17 protein-coding genes are annotated in these 20,987 nt (G+C 44.7%); 8 read left to right on the top strand and 9 right to left on the bottom strand.

Annotation, left to right across the window (positions count from 1 at the left end; genetic code table 11):
• Positions 1-187: 187 nt before the first annotated feature.
• Complete coding sequence (glnL, locus tag FTT89_RS06260; RefSeq protein WP_005177582.1) at positions 188-1,297, top strand: nitrogen regulation protein NR(II); 1,110 nt, start codon at positions 188-190, stop codon at positions 1,295-1,297.
• Positions 1,284-2,759, top strand: coding sequence for a nitrogen regulation protein NR(I) (glnG, locus tag FTT89_RS06255; protein ID WP_005177581.1), 1,476 nt, complete (start codon positions 1,284-1,286; stop codon positions 2,757-2,759). Before glnL ends, glnG begins: the two co-directional genes overlap by 14 nt.
• 52 nt (positions 2,760-2,811) lie before the next feature.
• On the opposite strand, the gene FTT89_RS06250 is transcribed toward glnG, so the two are convergent.
• Entirely contained in the window at positions 2,812-3,147 is a 336-nt protein-coding gene (locus tag FTT89_RS06250; protein ID WP_005177579.1) for a hypothetical protein, read from the bottom strand.
• Positions 3,148-3,323: 176 nt separating this feature from the next.
• On the opposite strand from FTT89_RS06250, the gene FTT89_RS06245 reads away from it, so the two are divergent.
• Positions 3,324-4,223 (top strand): LysR family transcriptional regulator, encoded by a 900-nt coding sequence (locus FTT89_RS06245; protein ID WP_168395258.1) that lies wholly within the window; start codon positions 3,324-3,326, stop codon positions 4,221-4,223.
• A 174-nt stretch (positions 4,224-4,397) separates the two neighbouring features.
• Here the strand turns inward: FTT89_RS06245 and map are convergent, their stop codons facing one another.
• Entirely contained in the window at positions 4,398-5,192 is a 795-nt protein-coding gene (gene map, locus FTT89_RS06240) for a type I methionyl aminopeptidase (RefSeq protein WP_075168198.1), read from the bottom strand.
• 343 nt (positions 5,193-5,535) lie between these two features.
• On the opposite strand from map, the gene brnQ reads away from it, so the two are divergent.
• Positions 5,536-6,828 carry a branched-chain amino acid transport system II carrier protein gene (brnQ, locus tag FTT89_RS06235; protein ID WP_127799491.1) on the top strand — a complete coding sequence of 431 codons (1,293 nt, stop codon included), beginning with the start codon at positions 5,536-5,538 and terminating at the stop codon, positions 6,826-6,828.
• Between the two features lie 489 nt (positions 6,829-7,317).
• Positions 7,318-7,563, top strand: coding sequence for a hypothetical protein (locus FTT89_RS06230; protein ID WP_005177570.1), 246 nt, complete (start codon positions 7,318-7,320; stop codon positions 7,561-7,563).
• 85 nt (positions 7,564-7,648) lie between these two features.
• Here FTT89_RS06230 and FTT89_RS06225 read toward each other — a convergent pair whose 3' ends face one another.
• Positions 7,649-8,110 carry a hypothetical protein gene (locus FTT89_RS06225; RefSeq protein ID WP_180134085.1) on the bottom strand — a complete coding sequence of 154 codons (462 nt, stop codon included), beginning with the start codon at positions 8,108-8,110 and terminating at the stop codon, positions 7,649-7,651.
• A gap of 117 nt (positions 8,111-8,227) precedes the next feature.
• Here FTT89_RS06225 and FTT89_RS06220 point away from each other — a divergent pair, with 117 nt between their 5' ends.
• A complete protein-coding gene (locus tag FTT89_RS06220) occupies positions 8,228-9,085 on the top strand; it encodes an alpha/beta fold hydrolase (RefSeq protein WP_180134084.1) in 858 nt (285 codons plus the stop codon).
• A 99-nt stretch (positions 9,086-9,184) separates the two neighbouring features.
• On the opposite strand, the gene FTT89_RS06215 is transcribed toward FTT89_RS06220, so the two are convergent.
• On the bottom strand, positions 9,185-10,705 hold the full coding sequence (locus tag FTT89_RS06215; RefSeq protein WP_075166799.1) for a transporter associated domain-containing protein: 1,521 nt from the start codon (positions 10,703-10,705) through the stop codon (positions 9,185-9,187).
• Positions 10,706-11,698: 993 nt separating this feature from the next.
• Between FTT89_RS06215 and FTT89_RS06210 the strand changes: the two genes are divergently transcribed.
• Complete coding sequence (locus FTT89_RS06210) at positions 11,699-12,163, top strand: MarR family winged helix-turn-helix transcriptional regulator (RefSeq protein WP_005177561.1); 465 nt, start codon at positions 11,699-11,701, stop codon at positions 12,161-12,163.
• 23 nt (positions 12,164-12,186) lie between these two features.
• Here the strand turns inward: FTT89_RS06210 and FTT89_RS06205 are convergent, their stop codons facing one another.
• The 5 genes from FTT89_RS06205 to FTT89_RS06185 form a co-directional block, all read right to left on the bottom strand.
• Positions 12,187-12,855: an SOS response-associated peptidase gene (locus FTT89_RS06205; protein WP_180006528.1), complete on the bottom strand. Its 669-nt coding sequence runs from the start codon at positions 12,853-12,855 to the stop codon at positions 12,187-12,189.
• 68 nt (positions 12,856-12,923) lie between these two features.
• Positions 12,924-14,366: an aldehyde dehydrogenase family protein gene (locus FTT89_RS06200; RefSeq protein WP_180006529.1), complete on the bottom strand. Its 1,443-nt coding sequence runs from the start codon at positions 14,364-14,366 to the stop codon at positions 12,924-12,926.
• A gap of 135 nt (positions 14,367-14,501) precedes the next feature.
• Positions 14,502-16,667, bottom strand: a complete 2,166-nt coding sequence (locus FTT89_RS06195) for a malate synthase G (RefSeq protein WP_180006530.1) — start codon at positions 16,665-16,667, stop codon at positions 14,502-14,504.
• A 379-nt stretch (positions 16,668-17,046) separates the two neighbouring features.
• Complete coding sequence (zapE, locus tag FTT89_RS06190; RefSeq protein ID WP_005177549.1) at positions 17,047-18,201, bottom strand: cell division protein ZapE; 1,155 nt, start codon at positions 18,199-18,201, stop codon at positions 17,047-17,049.
• An 83-nt stretch (positions 18,202-18,284) separates the two neighbouring features.
• On the bottom strand, positions 18,285-19,292 hold the full coding sequence (locus tag FTT89_RS06185; RefSeq protein WP_168389801.1) for an AraC family transcriptional regulator: 1,008 nt from the start codon (positions 19,290-19,292) through the stop codon (positions 18,285-18,287).
• A 156-nt stretch (positions 19,293-19,448) separates the two neighbouring features.
• Here FTT89_RS06185 and FTT89_RS06180 point away from each other — a divergent pair, with 156 nt between their 5' ends.
• Positions 19,449-20,978, top strand: a complete 1,530-nt coding sequence (locus tag FTT89_RS06180; RefSeq protein ID WP_180083839.1) for an NAD(P)/FAD-dependent oxidoreductase — start codon at positions 19,449-19,451, stop codon at positions 20,976-20,978.
• The last annotated feature ends 9 nt before the right edge of the window (positions 20,979-20,987 follow it).

Below are 20,987 nucleotides of genomic sequence, written 5' to 3'. Positions count from 1 at the left end.
TATCCGCTATACCTGAATCAACCCGTCCATTTCAGCGCATTTTTCTCATAAATTGGCTTGATTTACAGGAATTTGAACAAAGTTGGCGTGCATTTTGCTTAATTTGCATCATTAACGTTCTTAATTCAGAAACCTATTGCTTTATGAAGATACCATTGCGCTATTTTAATACAGGATGCCACCGCTAATGGATCAAAGCCCGGCTATCGACTATCGCCTTTTAGTGGACAATTTGACCACTGCCATTTTACTGGTTGACAGCAACCTGAATATTTTTTACCTCAATTCATCTTGTGAGGCGCTGTTTGATATCAGTTTATTACGTGCTGCCGGACAGCCGGTAATGAATTTACTGCATCTCCCGACCGATGAATTTAATACCTACGAAGCACTACAGAATACTTTAAGCACCGGACAGCCTTATACCCGCCGTGAAGCCACCATTAATGTCAACTTTAAAGACATTCATGTCGATTACACCGCTTCGCAGCTGAATGCCGGCAAAAGCTATCATCCTTTATTGCTGATTGAACTGAATCCGATTGACCGGATGCTGAAAATTTCCAAAGAAGAAAATCTGATTCAACAGCATCAGGTGGCGCGGCAACTGGTGCGCGGCGTGGCGCATGAAATTAAAAATCCACTGGCCGGGATTCGCGGTGCAACCCAGCTACTGGCACGCAGTCTGAATGACTCTCAATATGCCGAGTTTACCGACATTATTATTAATGAAGTCGATCGGCTCAGAAATCTGGCTGACACCATGCTGGGTTCACGTCAGTTACCGAGTTACGAACTGGTCAATATCCATGAACCACTGGAACGCGTGCGTTCGCTGATTGCCAACCAGACCAAGAAAAAAGTCAAAATCATCCGGGATTATGACCTGTCGTTGCCGGAAGTGATGGCGGATCGTGACCAGCTGATTCAGGTCATGCTGAATATTAGCGTCAATGCGGTACAGGCCATGATGGAAAACAAGGAGTTCTTTGTAGAACATCAACCCGAACTGATTTTAAGAACCCGTATTCAGCGCCTGGTCACCATTAATGGCGTGATTCACCGCTCGGTGGTGCGGGTTGATATTGAAGACAATGGCCCCGGTGTGCCGGAAGAAATTATTGAATCGGTGTTCTATCCGCTGGTTACGGCGCGCGCCAAAGGCACCGGACTGGGCCTGAGCATCGCACAGAATATTATGCATCAACACAACGGAATGATTGAGTGCCAATCTGTTCCAGGAAAAACAATATTTAGCTTATATATACCTTGGGAGTCTAACCATGTCGCGAAATAAAATTTGGGTAATTGATGATGATCGTGCCATGCGCTGGGTACTGGAAAAAACCTTCAAGGAAGAAGGCTTTGACGTTACCAGTTTTGAAGAAGCCCAATCTGCCCTGGAGCAACTGGGTGTCGATGCACCGGATGTAATTCTGACCGATATCCGTATGCCGGGTATTGATGGCCTGACCTTCCTCGGTAAAGTCAAAGCCAGCTATCCAGATTTACCGGTGATTATCATGACTGCACATTCGGATCTGGAATCTGCAGTGTCGAGCTATCAAACTGGTGCCTTTGAATATTTGCCAAAACCGTTTGATATTGATGAAGCGCTGGCGCTGGTGAATCGTGCCATTTTGCATATCACCAAATTACAGCAACAGGAATCAGCCAAAACCGCACAGCCCATTCAGTCGACCGAAATTATTGGTGAATCACCGGCAATGCAGGAAGTATTCCGTGCCATTGGCCGTTTATCACAATCGCATATTACCGTACTGATTAATGGTGAATCGGGTACCGGTAAAGAACTGGTGGCACATGCCCTGCATCGCCATTCACCGCGTAGCAGCAAACCGTTTATTGCGCTCAACATGGCCGCCATTCCGAAAGACCTGATTGAAACCGAATTATTTGGTCATGAAAAAGGTGCCTTTACCGGCGCCAACACCCAGCGTCAGGGCCGTTTTGAACAGGCCAATGGCGGCACCTTGTTCCTGGATGAAATTGGCGATATGCCATTTGAAACCCAGACCCGTTTATTACGTGTTTTAGCCGATGGTGAATTCTACCGTGTTGGTGGCCATATTCCGGTGAAGGTAGATGTGCGTATTGTTGCAGCAACGCACCAAGACCTGGAAAAGCTGGTACACGAAGGCCGTTTCCGTGAAGACTTGTATCACCGTCTGAACGTGATCCGGATTCATATTCCAAAACTGGCGCATCGTAGTGAAGATATTCCAATGCTGGCGCAGCACTTCCTGGCGCGTGCCGGTAAAGAGCTAGGCGTGAGTCCGAAAATCTTGCGTCCGGAAACCCAGGAGTATATGCAGCAACTGCCTTGGCAAGGCAACGTGCGCCAGCTGGAAAACACCTGCCGCTGGTTAACCGTCATGATTACCGGCCGTGAAGTCTATCCGGAAGATTTACCTTCGGAACTGAAACAGATTCCAATTGAAAAATCAGGCGATGTACCGTCCAATCTGCATTTAGACCGCGTCTCGATCCATCACTGGGATGAGCTGCTGGGTCAATGGGCCGTACAGAAACTGAAAAACGGCGAAATGAAAATTCTGGACATCGCCACACCGATGTTTGAACGCACCCTGATTAATGCCGCGCTGCAACAGACCCGTGGCCGCAAACGCCATGCCGCTGAACTGCTGGGCTGGGGACGTAATACCCTGACCCGCAAGCTGAAAGAACTGGGCATGGACAGTGCTGATGATGATGTCGAGGAAGAAATTGAAGGCTAAACCAGCCTGATCTTTATGATAAAAAATAAGCTCCTTATGGAGCTTATTTTTTTTAATTGGATTCTGGTACAGCAATGCCGATATAACGCGATAAATCCTGCACACCCAAATCAGTGCGAATGATCAGATAATGCGGAAAGCTGGCTGTGGTCAGTTCCTGAAACATATTCAGCTGATCATCATGTGCGTGAATTTCATCGACACTACGCGCCATGGTTGCTTCAAATACATCGGCAATATATTCAAAACCCAAATCCAGCGCCACAAACAGCGTATGCTCACAGGGCTGAATATACTGCTCTTGTGACCAGTCAATAATCGCCTGCTGGCAGCAAGGACAAATCACGTTGGCATCGGCATCGGGCTGTTGAATCAGTTGATAAGACATGTATTGATCATCTCATGGACTTTATCCTTAGTGTAAAGGATTTGTAGCCATAACTTAAGCTCACCAGACATGACAACGGCGAAAAGAGACGCTGCAAAAACCGCACAAATCAAATTGACAGCCCAGAACAATCATAATTTAATCTGCTTATCGTTGCATAAATGGAATAACTACACATGCTTTCGGACCTCGATGATTTTTACTGCTTTGCCCAGGTGGTTGAGCATGGCGGTTTTAGCGCCGCAGAACGTGCAACCGATATCCCCAAATCCAAACTGAGCCGCCGTGTGCACAATCTGGAAGAACGTTTGGGCGTGCGCCTGATTCAGCGCAATTCCCGCCATTTTGCCGTAACCGATATTGGCATGAACGTGTATCGACATGCACAGGTGATGGCCAATGCAGCACAGGCAGCGCATGATCTGGTTGATCATCTGAGTATTCAGCCGCGCGGCCTGATTAAAGTTAGCCTGCCGGTCTCCATTGCCCAGAATGAAATGTCCAGAATTCTGCCGGAATTTTTAAAGACCTATCCGGAAATTAAAGTCCAGCTTCTGGTCAGTAACCGCCGGGTTGATCTGATTAATGAAGGGATTGATCTGGCCTTGCGTGTACGCAGCAATCTGGATGATGATCCGAATCTGGTGATTCGTACCTTTGAAACCATTGAACAGCATCTCTTTGCCAGTCAGGCCTATTTAAACCAGCACGGCGACCTGAAACAGCCGGAAGATCTGGCCAAGCATCATATTCTCAGTATGGCTGATGATCATGTCGATCAGCATATTGTGGTCTATGATGAACATCAGCGGCAGAAGAAAATTAAAGTCAACCCGACCGTAATGGGTTCGGATCTGATGCTACAGGCACAACTGGCCCGTCAGGACTGTGGGATTGCCCTGCTCCCGGACAATATTGTGGAACCCTATATTCAGTCAGGCGAACTGGTACGCGTACTACCGAACTGGCATGCGCCGCACGGGGTTTTTCATGCCGTGTATCCATCCCGTCGCGGGCTATTACCGGCGGTACGGGTGTTTATTGATTTTCTGGTGGAAAAACTGTCACAGCGTTAAAGCCAACCATCAAATTTCAGGCAAAAAAAAAGCTTATCCAGGGATGGATAAGCTATAAAAACTAGAAACTACAGCAAGAATCTATGAATACATAATATGTACAAAAGACAGCATTAACAAATAGCCAATTTATATCACTTAATACTTTTAAAGTATAAATAAGCCATTTTATAGCTAGATTTCCGGGTATGCTCCGGTACCTTCCGGCCACGGCGACAGCACTTCAAAGCCGGTTTCAGTCACGGCAATCATATGTTCCCACTGTGCAGAAAGTGATTTATCGGTGGTCACGACGGTCCAGCCATCATTGAGCTCTTTGACTCTGGAGCCGCCGGCATTCACCATCGGCTCAATCGTGAACACCATACCTGGCTTGAGTTGTAGCCCCTGACCCGGCTGACCATAATGCAGTACACTTGGCTGTTCATGATAAATTTTACCAATACCATGCCCGCAATATTCACGCACCACTTTATAGCCGGCCTGCTGCGCGACAGTTTGAATTGCATGACCAACATCGCCTAAAGTCGCACCCGGCTTCACCGCATGAATCCCTGCGACCATCGCCGCATAGGTGGTTTCGACCAGCCTTTTCGCTTCCGGCTTGATTGTCCCAACGTAATACATGCGACTGGTATCGCCGTAGTAGCCGTCTTTAATTACCGCCACATCAATATTGATAATATCGCCATCTTTAAGCACAACCGACGCAGATGGAATACCGTGACAAACCACTTCATTCGGTGAAATACAGGTGGTTTTGGTATAGCCGCAATAGCCGACATTGGCCGGAATCACCTGCAAGGTATTGACAATATAGTCGTGACACAGGTCATCTAAATATTCAGTGGTCACGCCCGGCTTGATATGCTCCCCGATCATCGCCAAAACCTGAGCAGCCAAACGACCTGAAATACGCAGTTTTTCTAAATCCTGCTCGGTTTTAATCGATACGGCAGACGCTCTCATGCTTAAAATCCCCTATGAAACATTTGCTTAGTATAGTCCTTTTCAGTGACTTTTGTTTGATCACAAGCGGTTCCATCTGCCACAAACCCACTACTGCTTAAATATTCAACAATTAAAAACCTTTATATTTATTGACTGTTTTTTCAAATTTATCTTTTGATATTTAACAGTTTTCATCTTTTAAAAATTAAATCAACAATATAGTTTCACTAATTTTTGACAACCCGATCAATTTCCCAAGCCAAGATATAAAAATAATTCATAAGATTTATAAAATAAATTAGCCAAAGCAGTTGCCATGTTCTAGAATCGCTTTCTTTTGTTTAACCGATCTATCTCCCTTATGACGAGTTTACGTACACGGGATATTATTGCCTTAGGTTTAATGACCTTTGCACTATTTATCGGTGCCGGCAATATTATCTTTCCGCCTATTGTTGCACAGCAGGCAGGTGAACACGTTTGGTTAGCAGCTTTCGGCTTTTTAATTACAGCCGTGGGCTTGCCGGTGTTGACCATTATTGCCCTGTCTCGTGTAGAAGGTTCGATCCAGCTTTTAAGTTCGCCACTGGGCAAAGCAGCCAGTCTGATTTTGACCGTGGTGTGTTATTTAGCGGTAGGCCCTTTATTTGCCATTCCCCGTACCGTAACCGTTTCTTATGAAATTGGTTTCTCTTCTTATTTTGGTGCAGCTCCGAGCAGCTTGCTGATTTACAGTCTGATCTACTTTATTGTAGTGACTATTGTTGCGCTGTATCCCAACAAGATTCTGGATACGGTGGGTTATTTCCTGTCGCCCCTGAAAATTTTATCGTTAATTATTCTGGGTGTTGCAGCAACGTTCATTCCCGCGGGTCATATTCCGCCAGCCATTAATAACTATATCAACAGTCCAGTCTCTGAAGGTTTCGTCAATGGTTATTTAACCATGGATACCCTGGGTGCCTTGGTATTTGGTATTGTGATTATTAATGCCATGCGTTCGCGTGGGGTCAGCGATAAAAAGCTGATGACCAAATACGCCATGATTGCCGGACTGATCTCTGGTATCGGTTTAACCCTGGTGTATTTAAGCCTGTTCAAACTGGGCTTGGGCAGTCATGAAGTAGCACCGAATGCAGCCAATGGCGCAGTGATCCTGCATGCCTATGTGCAACATGCTTTTGGTGACTTAGGCTCACTATTCTTAAGTGCCATGATTTTCATTGCCTGTATGGTAACCGCGATTGGCCTGACCTGTGCCTGTGCAGAATACTTCTCGCAAATTACCCGCATTAGGTATCGTACTTGGGTATTTGTATTAGTCGGTTTCTCATTGGTGATTTCCAACCTCGGTCTGACCAAACTGATTGCACTCTCAGTGCCGGTATTAAGTGCGATTTATCCGCCTGCGATTGTAGTGATCTTACTGGGCTTTTTCTGGAAAAACTTCCATTCTCCAGCGCGTGTAATTCGTCCGGTCACCGCAGTAGCCTTATTCTTTGGCGTGATTGATGGCTTAAAAGTGGCGGGGTTAGATGGCTTTTTACCAGAAGCTTTACTGAACTTACCGTTAAGCGCGCAAAACCTGGCCTGGCTGATTCCATCTACCATTGTCCTGCTGATTTGTATTGTGATCGACAAGGTTAAACACTAAGCCTTAACCCGAGTCGTTAAAGTCTGGTTTTACCCAAACCCGATTTTAAATTGCTCAATAATGGTCAAGTTTTACCCAAACTGACTCTTATTGTGTCACTTTCTTTCAGTCTGGTTTAGCTCAATCTTGCTTAACTTCTAAGCCTATTGAAGTAAGCTCATCCACTTTCGCTTCTCCTCATTCTCTGAAACCCTTCAATTCAGCGCAATGCTCCTCTTTACCCTCTTTTTGCATACCTTCTACCAAAGCCTAATAGCTGCCCTATTGTTAAGCTGGCATAAATAATGCTACATCTTTACTCACTTCTTTACAGTGATGCCCTAATATTCCGTAAATAAATGAACTGAATTCGAGCATTTATTTATACACACTATGTTCTTTCAAAATATTGCGATAGGCGCTTGAAATACACTGCAATTCGCAGTACAACTAAACAAACTAATCCGATCAAAATAGTCTGTTTTTGATCAAAATACAGGAGGGATGGAGATGTTATCATTACATTTCAATAAGCAAGTCTTCATTAACGCTCTGAAGGCAAATAACAATTTAGTGACTTTCCTCAGCACCACCTTTGCGCTGCTGCTGACGCTGGTCTTTCAAGGATTGATTCAGGGCAACCTGAAACCGGCATACTTTATGTACGCACTAATCGTCTGTATCGCCTTCTATATTTGGGCTGTGGTCGATGAAAAATATCGACAGCCGGCTCCCATCGATCAGCACAATTCATAATCTTTAACCCACCCAGATGGATGAGCATTCATCCATCTGCTCAGAATCAGAAAAATAGCCTTTTACACGTCTTGGCAACACTCACTTAAGCCCATAAATACAGTCCCGCACCCACCACCAGTAGCAAGGTGGCCAGTACCTCACCCAGTACCAGCAGCAACATCGCCAGACTCATTAAACTTTTTGGCAGATGCCATTTGCCCAACTGATGCGGAGTTTTAAACTGATTGGTGGTGTCCTTTAAATAGCCATGCAGTGCATAACTCAAGATTGAAAAAGCAAAGAAAAACAGGTTAATTGCCACCAGTAGCAAATTCAGTTCGGTGGACCATACCGAAAAATAAGCCATGGCTGCCAGAATCAGACTGGCCGGCGCATAGAGCAAACTGCTACGATGCGCAATATCGACATAATAATGAGCACGCGCCTGTGGTGAATGCCGAATCTGCCAGTATTTCCATACCCCGGTCAGCATGCCCACCCATAAAAATATACCGCTGGCCAGAATCGCCCCTTTCACCGTAACATCAAGATCCATTGCATTCATTTCGTTTTGTCCTTATTTGAATTGCCTGTCCGCATGACCCCGAAGTCAGAGATTGCAACTGCATTCACAGCAAACTCCTTTACATTAGAGTCATTCACTTTTTTTAATATTCATCCTATGACTTCGTTTGATCCCGTCCATATCACCTGCGCAGATGGCTATCAGCTGAGTGGCCGCTTCTATACCCATCAGGCTGAAAAGCAGCCTTACCCAGTTCTAATTTGTCCCGCCACCGGTATTACTCAAGGGTTTTATCATCCTTTTGCCGAGTGGTTAAGCCAGCAAGGTTATGACGTGCTCAGTTTTGATTTTCGCGGTATTGGCGGCTCTTTACAAGGGAAATTAAAGCACTCACAAGCCAGTATTGTCGATTGGGGCCAACTGGACATTGCAGCCGGTATCGAGCATCTATTGCAACTGAACCAGGCCAAACAGGTGATTTTATTGGGACATAGTGCTGGCGGCCAGCTGCTGGGTATTTGCCCCAACCATGCCAAGGTGGCCAAAGTTGTAGCGGTATCGGGTTCGACCGGCCATGTCAAAGGCCTTAAAGGACGCACCAAACTACTGGCGCCACTAATGTTTCAGGTCATTTTCCCGATCGCCCGCATTACCCATGGATATGGCCCGACCCAGGCTATTGGTATGGGTGAAAATTTACCGAAAAATGTGGCCCGGCAATGGGCAGAGTTTTGCGGCAAACCCGGTTATGTGATCAATGCTATTGGTAAAAGTGTATTTGAAGATTTTCATGCTGACATCCGTAGCCCGATGAGCGTACTCTGGAGTTCCGATGACGAAATTGCCACTGAAGCCAACGTCAAAGATTTACTGCGCCTTTATCCTAATGCTGCTACCCGGATGATTGAACTAAAACCACAGCAGTATGGTCATAAAACAATTGGTCATATGCTGATGTTTAAACGCTCTCACCAGAACCTGTGGCCGGTGATTGCGGCCGAGTTACGTATCTAAAACTGCAACTCTCTTGAAAAAAGATGAGCTTTAAATAAACACCAGAACAGAAAAAGCCCCACATCAGTGAGGCTTTTTTGATTTACCAACTTTTGGCAATTAAGCGTAGGTAATCATCACGGTTTTAATGCGGTTACCTTCCAGCTCGGTGACTTCAAAGTGTACGCCCTGATAGTCCAGATGCGTACCGACTTGTACATCGCCCTGGGTTTTATCCAAGATTAAGCCGGCAACACTAATATAGCCTGCATCTTCTTCCACCAGATCCAGCATACCCAGTTCCAGCTCAAGCTGATAAACGTCCAGCATACCGGTCGCTTTCCAGGTGGTGTCGTTAACACGGATTAAATCTGGCTGTTCATCGGCATCCGGGAACTCACCGGCAATCGCTTCAAACACATCCAGCGGCGAAATCAGACCTTGCACATTACCAAACTCGTCACTCACCAATACCAATGAACCTTTTGAAGTACGCAAAGTATTGATCGCATCAATGACTTTCATTTTTTCAAAAATGTAAATTGGACGGTGACGTTTCACCAGCGCCTTAAAGGCTTCTTCATCATCTAGCACATCCAGTAGCTCTTTGGCACGAACAATACTGATGACTTTGTCAAGGCTACCACGACACACTGGGAATAAACTGTGCGGTACCGACAATACCTGCTCACGAATCTGTTCTGGTGTATCTTCAATGTTCACCCAGGAAATCTGGTTACGCGGCGTCATAATCGACGCAACCGAACGTTCTGCCAGCGTTAATACGCCGCCAATCATATAACGCTCTTCATGCGCAAAGGTTTCTTGTGCTTCACTTGAATGCATGTCCGTAGTTTCAATACGGCCGCCCATTAACTTCAGAATCGAATCTGCAGTACGGTGACGCAGCGGAATTTTCGCTTCATGTTTTGCCGCATTACGCTGCCCAAACTGGTTAAAGGCTTCAATGGCAATGGCCACACCAATACCTGAATAGATATAACCTTTCGGAATGTGGAAACCAAAACCTTCTGCAATCAGGCTGATACCAATCAACAGCAGGAAGCTTAAACACAGGATTACCACGGTTGGATGACGGTTAACAAAGGCTGTTAGCGGTTTAGACGCCAGTAGCATCACCGCCATCGCTACAATCATGGCAGCCATCATCACATAGATGTTGTCGACCATACCAATTGCGGTAATAACAGAGTCTAAAGAGAATACGGCATCCAGGATTACGATCTGGGCAACCACTGCGGTGAAGCTGGCATAAACCACATTGGTGGTCACTTTAACTTCCGGCTTGCCTTCCATCTTCTCGTGCAATTCGGTCACGGCCTTATAGACCAGGAACAAACCACCGAACAGGAGAATCAGATCCCGCCCTGAGAATGTTAAATCAAATATCGAAATAAGCGGTTGAGTCAAGGTGACTAACCAAGAGATTGCGAATAATAACCCCAAACGCATGAGCAAGGCCAAAGACAAGCCAATCACACGGGCTTTATCACGCTGCTCAGGAGGTAATTTTTCTGCCAGAATGGCAATAAAGACTAGGTTATCAATACCTAGAACAATTTCTAAAATAATAAGTGTTATTAAACCAACCCAAATTCCCGGATCTAATAAAAACTCCATTAGTTCATCTCTCCGATAGGGTTAGCGTGTAATTCGAAATGTAGACCTGGGCCCGGCGACGGATCCATAAATTTAACCTTTTCAACTGTAGATAAAAATATTATGCATAATCTTCTATTTTTGTAATCATTTTTTCGGAATTTTTTTGGTAAATTCCTGTATTGGTTAAATTAAGCCAAGTTTTCTGCTTAAAAAAAGTACAAGTTTGTAATTAAATTTCAGGTTTTATTAAAACTTCCAAAGAGAGATAAATGACTGCAATCAGAGCAAAAATCGGGGCTAGATTTCACAACTTAAATATAAATATTTGATTTTTATTATTTTATTAAAAAATAAATTCCAAGATATTATTTTTCTATCTAAAAGACTCAAATTTCTAGTATTGAGATAAATGTAGCCCAGTTTTCAATTTGTTACTTTTACTTAAACGGTTTGAAAGTAAATCCTGAAGAAAGATAAGCAAGTCCCTAACCTCAATGCTTCACTCTTAACATCATCATCATGATCATTTTCATGCAAAAAATAACGAATAAAAATATATGACAATACAACAAATATACGTTTATCAAAGTACTGCGCGAGAGAGGTGTCACGCTCTATCAGTTGCTATTTCAAGCAGAAAAAAACAGCCAATTAAGATCAAGTGAAAATGGTTGTTTTTTTAGGAGACAAGACCTTGGGGTGTTTTGGGCAGAATGATTGCTGGATAAAACCTTCATCCTCATTACTCATCTAAACCACTTTAAAAATACGCATCTTTAAGATGAAATACTGAAGTTTACACAGAAGATTATGACCATTTATCAGGACTAAAATAGGGATGATTTCTCCCTAACTATCCCAGTCTAAGCCAGCTGATCTCCCGATAAAAACGCTTTGCCTCAGCCTTTTATTGACGAATACGATTAAAACAACTTGCTAAGCATATGACATTTCAAATAAAATGTGATGGGATTTCACACAAATACAATTAAAAATGCAAGGAATAACTAAATGACCAAGAAATATTCCAAATTTCTGCCTTCTACTGAAGACTTCAATATTGAGCAGTTTCCTTATTACTGGGTAACCCAAGTCCATGCTCAATATGTGTTAAATGTCGATCATGCACTCAAGAAATATGGTCTGGATAACTCACGCCGCCGCATTCTGATTGCGCTAAAAGCCAAACCGAATGCCAGCGTTTCCGACCTGTCAGACATGGTGGTATCAAAGATGTCGACCACCACCAAAATTGTCTATCGCCTGAAAGAAGAAGGCCTGGTGGAGACCTACTCCTGTGAAGATGATGCGCGCATCACCCGGGTTATTCTGACCGATCAGGGCCATGCCATGACCGAAAAAATCAATGACCTGACCGGTGTGGTACTGGAACAGTCCTTTGAAGGTTTAACCCCGCTACAGATTGAAAAAATGATGGACAGTTTGCGTCATATTTTTAATAACTTATCGCGTTAATCATCCAGCATTCTGCACACTGCTTATGACAAAGAATCGAAAAAGTTCAGTTGGGGACTAACTTTTTCGATTTTTATTTTTGGCACATGCGAGCATTCAAACTCTTCAACTGGAAAGCCTTCGACAAAACGCTGAATATCCGGCTGAGTTTGGCCAAGCCATTCCTGCAAACGTGCATGTGGAATCATAATCACCGAACGTTTGACATTGCCCGGCTCATGAAAGTCTTTCATCATTGGGTGGTCAATTGCATCCATGGTAATCATGGTGCAGGAACGAATAATCTCATCCTGAATTTTGCAAATTTCATATAAAGCCGCAATATAAAACGCCTGCCCATCTTTACGGCGCACACCCCAGCGCTGCGGTTTATTGTCAATATATTTGGACTCATAAAACTCCCTTACCGGAATGACCCCAAACTTGCGTTTCAGCACCGCTTCCTGAAAGCTGGGTTTCTGCAATAGGGTTTCATTACGGGCATTATAGGTTTTATGGGCAATGCTCTTATCTTCCGCCCACTTCGGCACCAAACCAAACATCACCTTACGCCATTCCAGCCCCTGTTCAGATTTGAACAGCAACGGTAAGTGATAACCCGGATAGACCTCATCTTCATATTCAAAAGGAATATCCGGGAGATTTAAATCCTGTCGCTGTTGTGGCGTAAGCGGTTTAAAGTTGGCACACATGGAAATATGGCTGCTCAGTTTAGACAGCTCTATTATACGCCTTCAGGCGGTTAAGTTGCGTCTGTGCTTTAACTGGGTAGCGTTAACCAGTGGGTGCGACAAAACTCTTCTAAGACCCATTGACCATTAAAACGCCCCAGACCGGAATTTTTCTCGCCACCAAAAGGCGCATTCGGATAATCCGCCACGGTAATGGCATTGATATGCGTCATCCCGACGTCAATTTTTAAGGCAAAGGCTTTGGCACGTTCAATATTGGCGCTACAGACTGCACTGGATAAGCCAAAACGTGTGGCATTGGCCAGCATCAGTGCTTCAGCTTCATTTTGCGCTTTAATCACCGGCAGTACCGGCCCAAAACTTTCTTCTTGCGCCAGACTCGACGCCGGGTCAACATCAATAAAAATATGCGGTGGAATCACATGACCGCGCGTGGCACCTTGCAGTACCAGCGTCGCGCCAGCCTCTTGTCCTTGCTGGATAATATGCTGAATCTTCTGCACCTGATCGCGGTTAATAATTGGGCCAATCACTGTAGTATCTTCATTCGGATCACCAAAAGGAATGCTTTTACTGCGTTCAACCAATTTACCGACAAAACTGTCATGCACTTTTGCATCGACAATAATGCGATTGGTACTCATACAAATCTGACCCTGATGCAAAAAGCGCCCCATCACCGCCAGTTCTACCGCCAAGTCCAGATCGGCATCATCCAGCACCACCAAAGGTGCGTTTCCGCCCAGCTCCAGCGCCAGCCGTTTTAAATTAGGACTGCTCACTGCTAGCTGACCCACGCGCTTGCCCACTTCGGTAGAACCGGTAAAGGAAATCAGTTTCGGCACTTCATGTTCAACAAAATAATCGCCGATTTCACTACCTGCACCTGCCAGCACACTAAGGCTGCCCATCGGAGCACCGGCTTCTTCAAACAGTTTCGCCAGTAGCAGGCCACCGGTAATTGGCGTATCACTGGCCGGTTTCAGTACCACAGTGTTGCCCAGCGCCAGTGCTGCAGCCACCGAACGCATACTTAAATGAAAAGGAAAATTCCATGGGCTAATTACCGCCACCACACCCAGCGGTTTACGTACCGCATAGCTTTGACGGGTCGGATCGGGAGATGGTAGTTCCTGAGTTAACATGCGCTCCGGGAAAGTCGAGCTTTCTTTTAAAATGCCTATTGCTGCATCGACTTCAATATTGGCTTTTAAACGGGTACTGCCCGATTCCTGAATCAGCCAGTCGATAATTTCCTCCCGACGCGCCTGAATAATCTCAATCACACGCAGCAGCAGGTTTTTTCGTGCTTCAGCTGAACTGTCTGCCCACCTTGCAGCATACTCCAAAGCCGCCGCATAGGCACTGTCGACATCGACAATACTGGCACCTTGTAATTTTAAAATGCTTTCTTGGGTATAAGGATTCAGATTGTCCAGGATTCGGGTTGAAGTGCCCTTGATCCATTCACCAGCAATAAACTGTTGATCAAGAAATTGATACGCGCCCATAACATCTTCCAGATTTTGATGATTTCCTTCACTCTAAAAGGTCTGCACAGAAAGTTCTAGTGCTATTCGGTGTGTAATTATTGCCATAAAAAAAGCCTTCCGAAGAAGGCTTTTTTAGATCAGGCAAATTCAGGATTAGTCACCTGTATAGCCTTTTAATTTTAAACGTGCTGCGTGCAATAGCGGCTCGGTATAACCTGCTGGCTGCTCACCACCTTTAAAGATTAAGTCAGACGCAGCTTGGAATGCGATGTTGTTCTCAAAGTCGTTAGACATTGGCGTATATAATGGATCGTTAGCGTTTTGCTGATCCACAATTTTAGCCATACGCTGCATTACTTCCTCAACTTGCTCACGTGTCACGATACCGTGACGTAACCAGTTGGCAACGTGTTGTGAAGAAATACGTAACGTTGCACGGTCTTCCATCAAGCCAACATCGTTGATGTCTGGAACTTTAGAACAACCTACACCTAAATCTACCCAACGTACAACGTAACCCAAGATACCTTGACAGTTGTTTTCAAGCTCTTTAGTTTTTTCTTCGTCAGACCAGTTAGTGTCTTTCGCCAATGGCGGAGTTAACAAGTCATCTAAAGATAAAGGCTCAGTTGCCAACAATTCTTGTTGACGGTCTGCTACGTTCACTTGGTGATAGTGGATAGCGTGAATCACAGCACCTGTAGGTGATGGAACCCATGCACAGCTTGCACCCGCTTCAGGATGTTCAGTTTTGGTTTTGTACATGTCTAAAAGCATGTCTGGTTTTGGCCACATGCCTTTACCAATTTGTGCTTTACCACGTAAACCTGCTTTCAAACCAATCATCACGTTACGGTTTTCATACGCTGGGAACCAAATTTGACCTTTTACTTCGCCTTTACGAACGAATGGACCTGCTTCCATGAAGGTATGGATTTCGTCACCTGTACGGTCCATGAAACCAGTGTTAATGAAGATAGTACGGTCTTTAGCTTGAGCAATACAGTTTTTCAAGTTTACAGAAGTACGACGTTCTTCATCCATGATACCGATTTTTAAAGTCTTCGCAGGCAAGCCAAGTACTTGTTCAGCACGTTCAAACAATTCAACTGCAAATGCAACTTCTTCTGGACCATGCATTTTTGGCTTCACGATGTACATTGAACCTTTACGCGAGTTCTTGATCGTGTTTTCACCACGGATGTCAGCCACAGTAAGCAGAGGTGTTACCAATGCATCCATGATGCCTTCATAAATTTCTTCGCCATCGACCAGAATCGCCGGGTTAGTCATCAAGTGACCTACGTTACGAAGCAGCATCAATGAACGGCCATGAACCTTGGTTTCACCGCCTTCAACATTTTTGAAGGTACGGTCAGCATTGAGTTTACGGGTAATGGTTTTGCCATTTTTCTCAATCGACTCTTCCAGTGTACCTTTCATCAGGCCTAACCAGTTACGGTAGCCTTCTACTTTTTCTTCAGCATCAACCGCTGCAATAGAGTCTTCCAAGTCTTGGATTGTTGTTACTGCAGCTTCAAGAACTACGTCTTTAACACCAGCAGCATCAGTTTGGCCAATTGGGCTGTTGGCATCAATCTGGATGATGACATGCAGGCCGTTATTTTTCAGCACAACTTCAGTTGGTGCAGCCGCTTCGCCGTTATAACCGACAAATTTAGCAGCATCTGCAACAGTCGTAGTTGAGCCATCTTTCAGGCTAACAACCAGTGCATTACCTTCAACCGCATATTTTGTTGCATCTGCGTGTGAACCTTGCGCCAACGGGAAAGTTTCATCCAGGAAGTTTTTCGCGAATGCGATAACTTTCTCACCACGTTTCGGGTTATAGCCTTTGCCTTTTTCTGCGCCATCTTCTTCAGAGATTACGTCAAAGCCGTATAGTGCGTCATATAGAGAACCCCAACGTGCATTGGCTGCGTTCAGGCAGTAACGCGCATTACGTACAGGGACAACTAACTGTGGGCCTGCCAGTAATGCAATTTCTTCATCTACATTTTCAGTCGTAATTTGAAAATCTTCTACTTCTGGTAATAAGTAGCCAATTTCAGACAAGAAGGCTTTGTAAGCTTCTAGTTCAAATGTGTTATTGCGATGCCATTCGTCAATCTTCGCTTGCAGATCATCACGTTTGGCAAGCAATGCCTTGTTCTTAGGCGTAAGGTCGACAACGACTTGCTCAAAGTTTTTCCAGTAGGTGTCACTGTCTAAACCAGAACCTGGTAATGCTTCATTTTCGATGAAATCGTAAAGTTCTTTAGCAATCGCTAACTTGCCTTTTTGAATACGTGCAGTCATTGTCTTTCCTGATATTGCTACTTTTTATACAAGAGATTCTAGTATACCGATTTATATTTGGCTGAATAGTATTATCACATTGCTAAATAGTGATCATTTTTTATTAAATAAATGTTGCTATTTAAAAATAAAATAATCTTAGGATGTGACATTATCATTAAGCGAAATATATAACCTACAGTGTATAAAGTTTTTGAAATGTCGGAATTAGACTTAAGTTCAGAATTGTAAAGAAAATTCGGCACTTCAGCCCTTCCGGGTTTTATTATTAGCCAAGATTAAGCCATGAATTGAACAAAATGTCGATAAAAGCAGCAAAGATTTTTTGCTACAAAAAAAGCGCCCGGTTGGACGCTTTTTAAATATGTCGAATTCAGTATTAAGATGCTTCAGTCGATGCACCCGCAGCTGAAATCTGACGATGCGCTGCATGTAAATAATCATCTGACTGCATTTCCAGCAAACGTGAACGCGTCCGTTCAATTTCAAAGGCCAGTTTTTCACCCTGATACAGTTCAATAATCGAATCTTCAGAGGTTAATAGCAGTTTTACACCACGATCATAAAACTCATCGACCAGATAAATAAAACGGCGTGTACCATCGGCCAGATAATCGGTTAAATGCGGCACATTGCTGACCAGCACGGTATTGTACAGGTTAGCAATTTCAATATAGTCAGCCGGGCTACGCGGTTTCAGGCACATTTCCGAGAATTCACACCACAGCACATCTTCAGTATGCGCCACCGTTTCAATTAAACGGTTGTTGATGGTAATGGGCTCATCCGAATGGGTTTGGGTATGAGTCAGTGCATCAAAACGTTGCGCCATCCAGACATTATGATCATGTGTCAGCGGTGATTTAAACAGTTGTGCCTGCTTTAACACGCGTAAACGGTAATCCACCCCGGCATCGACATTTAAAATGGCACAGTTCTTTTTCACCATTTCAATGGTTGGAATAAAGCGGTCACGGTGAATACCATTTTTATACAAGCCATCTGGCGCGATGTTTGAGGTGGCCACCAAAGTAATACCGCGATTAAACAGCTTCTGGAACAGGTCGCTGAGAATCATGGCATCAGTCACGTTAGATACAAAGAATTCATCAAAACAGATAATTACCGCATCTTTATAAATCTGGTCAGCCACTGTATCGAGCGGGTTACGCTGCCCTGACAGTTTGTTCAGTTCACGATGCACATGCTGCATAAAGTGATGGAAGTGCATACGGATTTTGCGGCGAAACGGAATTGATTCATAGAACTGGTCCATCAGCCAGGTTTTACCGCGTCCAACCCCACCCCACATATACACACCGCGCGGAGATGTCTGACGACGAAAACGGCGAAAGGCCTTTTTCGAGGCTTTATAACGCTGAATTAACTCTTGCCACACCCGATCCAGCTCGTGTACCGCTTCGGCCTGTGCTTCATCTGGCATGAACTGCCCCGACGCCAACGCCTGTGCATAGCGTTCTGCCGGAGACAATGGAGTATATGCTGTGTTGTGGGATGAGTTGAAGTCAGACATATTATTCAGTACTTTTGGGGTTAATAAATGATAACGAAGATAACCGCCGCACAATATACCACTTTGGGTTTAAAATGCTTAGGCTATTTCCCATACTGGCGCGGACTTTGTCCAAACCAGCGTTTAAAGGCATGATTAAAGGCCGCAGGTTCTGAATAACCCAGTAACTCTGCAATCATTTCAATTGAATAAGCTTGATATTCAATTAATCTCAATGCCTTGTCTTTAATTAAATCTTCACGAATCTGTTTATAACTGGTGTTCAGCTGCTGTAACTGATGACGCAAGGTGCGCTCTGGAATCTGTAAGGCCTGCGCGGTTTCGGCCATGGTCGGCATCACGCCCTGCTGCAATTCCAGATAATCTTTGACCCGCTGCACCAAGGTCGGTGCCTGATCTTCCAGTTTTAAGCGCTGCAGCTCTTCAATACACTTTTCTTCAAAGGTCTTAAAGGTAATTGAATCGGCGGATGGAATTTTCACTTCCAGCACCGACTGCTCGAACCAGAACGCTGCATGGTCATGGCCAAAACACAAGTCATGACCATAATAGTCATGATAAGCCACCAGGGCCTGTGCCTGATCTGGACGTGCAAATGGCAGTTCAATACGGATTTGCGGCACATTCAGGCTCATCATCTTGTAAAGATCCTGAATAAACTTGAAAGTCCCGGAAATTTCACATTGCGCCCGCAGCATACCCAAATCGCTATCCAGATCATTCGGCAGATATTGCAGCGCCACCCGATCTGCTTCATGTTTCAGCTTTAGCTGCCCCGTCAGATGAGTCAACCCCTGATACTGAATGCCTTTTTCAATCGCGGTCGCAATGGTGTCAGAGGTTACCAGTAACATCAGCAAGGGACCATAACCGGCCAGTGCATAATGCTGGCCAATAAAAATACCCTGCTCAGGTCGCACCCCGGCGCCAATAATCTTCAGAATATCCAGTTCCAGCCGCGGATGAATCACCGAACTGGCATCCAGTGCATCTGCATGCAGCCCGATACTTTGCAAACGCTCATCCACATCAATTCCGGCATTTCGCATACCTTGAATTAAGTACATGAGACCGAGAATGGATCGTTTCATAGGGGCGCTTGAGTCACGTCTGTGTATCTGTTTTACTATATCATTCACTATTTTTAAATTGCCGAAAATATCAATTTTTTGTCAGTGCTATCATGGCATCTGCACTGACCCGCTTATATGCTAATCATAGAAATAAAAAGAAAAGGATATACAACTATGCATGATGCATTGTCAAATCATGATTTTTCTACAAATCATGCCGTTCAAAAAACTAAAATTGCCATTATTGGTGCCGGTTTTGGTGGCCTGGCGATGGCTATTCGCCTGCTGCAGCAACAGATCACCGATTTTATGATTCTGGAAAAAGCCAATGAGGTTGGTGGCACCTGGCGGGAAAACCAGTATCCGGGTGCGGCCTGCGATGTACAATCGCATATGTATTCCTTGTCATTTGCGCCCAAAACCGACTGGTCGAAACGCTATGCCGAAGCGCCAGAGATTTTTGCCTATATTCAGGGCCTGACCGATCAGTTCCAGCTCAGAGATTATTGTCAGTTTCAGACTGAAGTTCTGTCTGCACATTATCAGGAACAGGACTGTGAATGGCATTTAGAGCTCAATCAGCAGCGCAAGCTAATTGCCCAATACGTGGTATTTGCCTCCGGACCCTTGCATGTGCCGCAAATTCCACATATTCCGGGGATCGAAAAATTTAAAGGCAAGGTCTTTCATTCATCGCAGTGGGATCATCAATACGACTTAAACGGTAAAAATGTCGCCTCAATTGGTACTGGCGGCAGTGCCATTCAATATATTCCGGAAATTGCCCCACAAACCAGACAGCTGTATGTGTTTCAGCGTACCGCCGCCTGGGTGATTCCACGCGATGAACGACTCTATAGCCAGCTTGAAAAAAAGCTGTTTAAAAAGTTTGACTGGTTTAGAAAACTGCACCGTGCCCGCCTATACTGGTCCAATGAATCCCGCGTGGTGCCGATTGTAAAACCAGGGGTAATGAAATATACCCAGAAACTGGCCGAAGTCTTTTTAAAATATCAGGTCAAGGACAAACGCATCGCCGCCAAGCTGATTCCCGACTACATTATGGGTTGTAAGCGTATTCTGGTCTCCAATAAATATTATCCGACCTTTAATCGTGCCAATGTCGAACTGGTGACTGATGCCATTCAGGAACTGACCGAACACAGTATCATCACCAAAGATGGCAAAGAACGTCCAATTGATTGTCTGATTTATGGCACCGGTTTTATTACCGATCCACGCATTTATCTGAAATCGTTTGATTGCGTCGGTGAACATGGCGTGGAGCTGAAACAGGCCTGGAAAGATGGCGCCGAAAGTTATTATGGCATTTGCACCAAAGGCTTTCCCAACCTGTTCCAGCTACTAGGCCCCAATACCGTGCTGGCGCATAATTCCGTAGTGTTTATGATTGAGGCACAGATTGACTATATTTTGCAGATGATCAAGCTGGTCGAACGTACCCAGACCGATGCCATAGTCATTAAAGATCAGGTTCATGATGACTATAACCGTTATGTTCAGGAGATGCTGGCCGGGACCATCTGGCAATCCGGTTGTGTCAGCTGGTATCAGCAAGATGGCGGTAAAAACTTTGCCCTCTGGCCGACCTATACCTGGAAATACTGGTTAAAAACCCAGAAAGTGAATCCGGCTGATTATCGCTTACTGAATAAACGTGCAAAACAACAGCTGGCCAGCTAATTCAGGCAT

It is taken from the genome of Acinetobacter sp. YH01025 (assembly GCF_013420185.1).
In the GTDB taxonomy this organism is placed as follows: domain Bacteria; phylum Pseudomonadota; class Gammaproteobacteria; order Pseudomonadales; family Moraxellaceae; genus Acinetobacter; species Acinetobacter indicus.
Note: the sequence above shows the minus strand (reverse complement) of the source record. Positions and strands in the feature narration are given on the sequence as shown.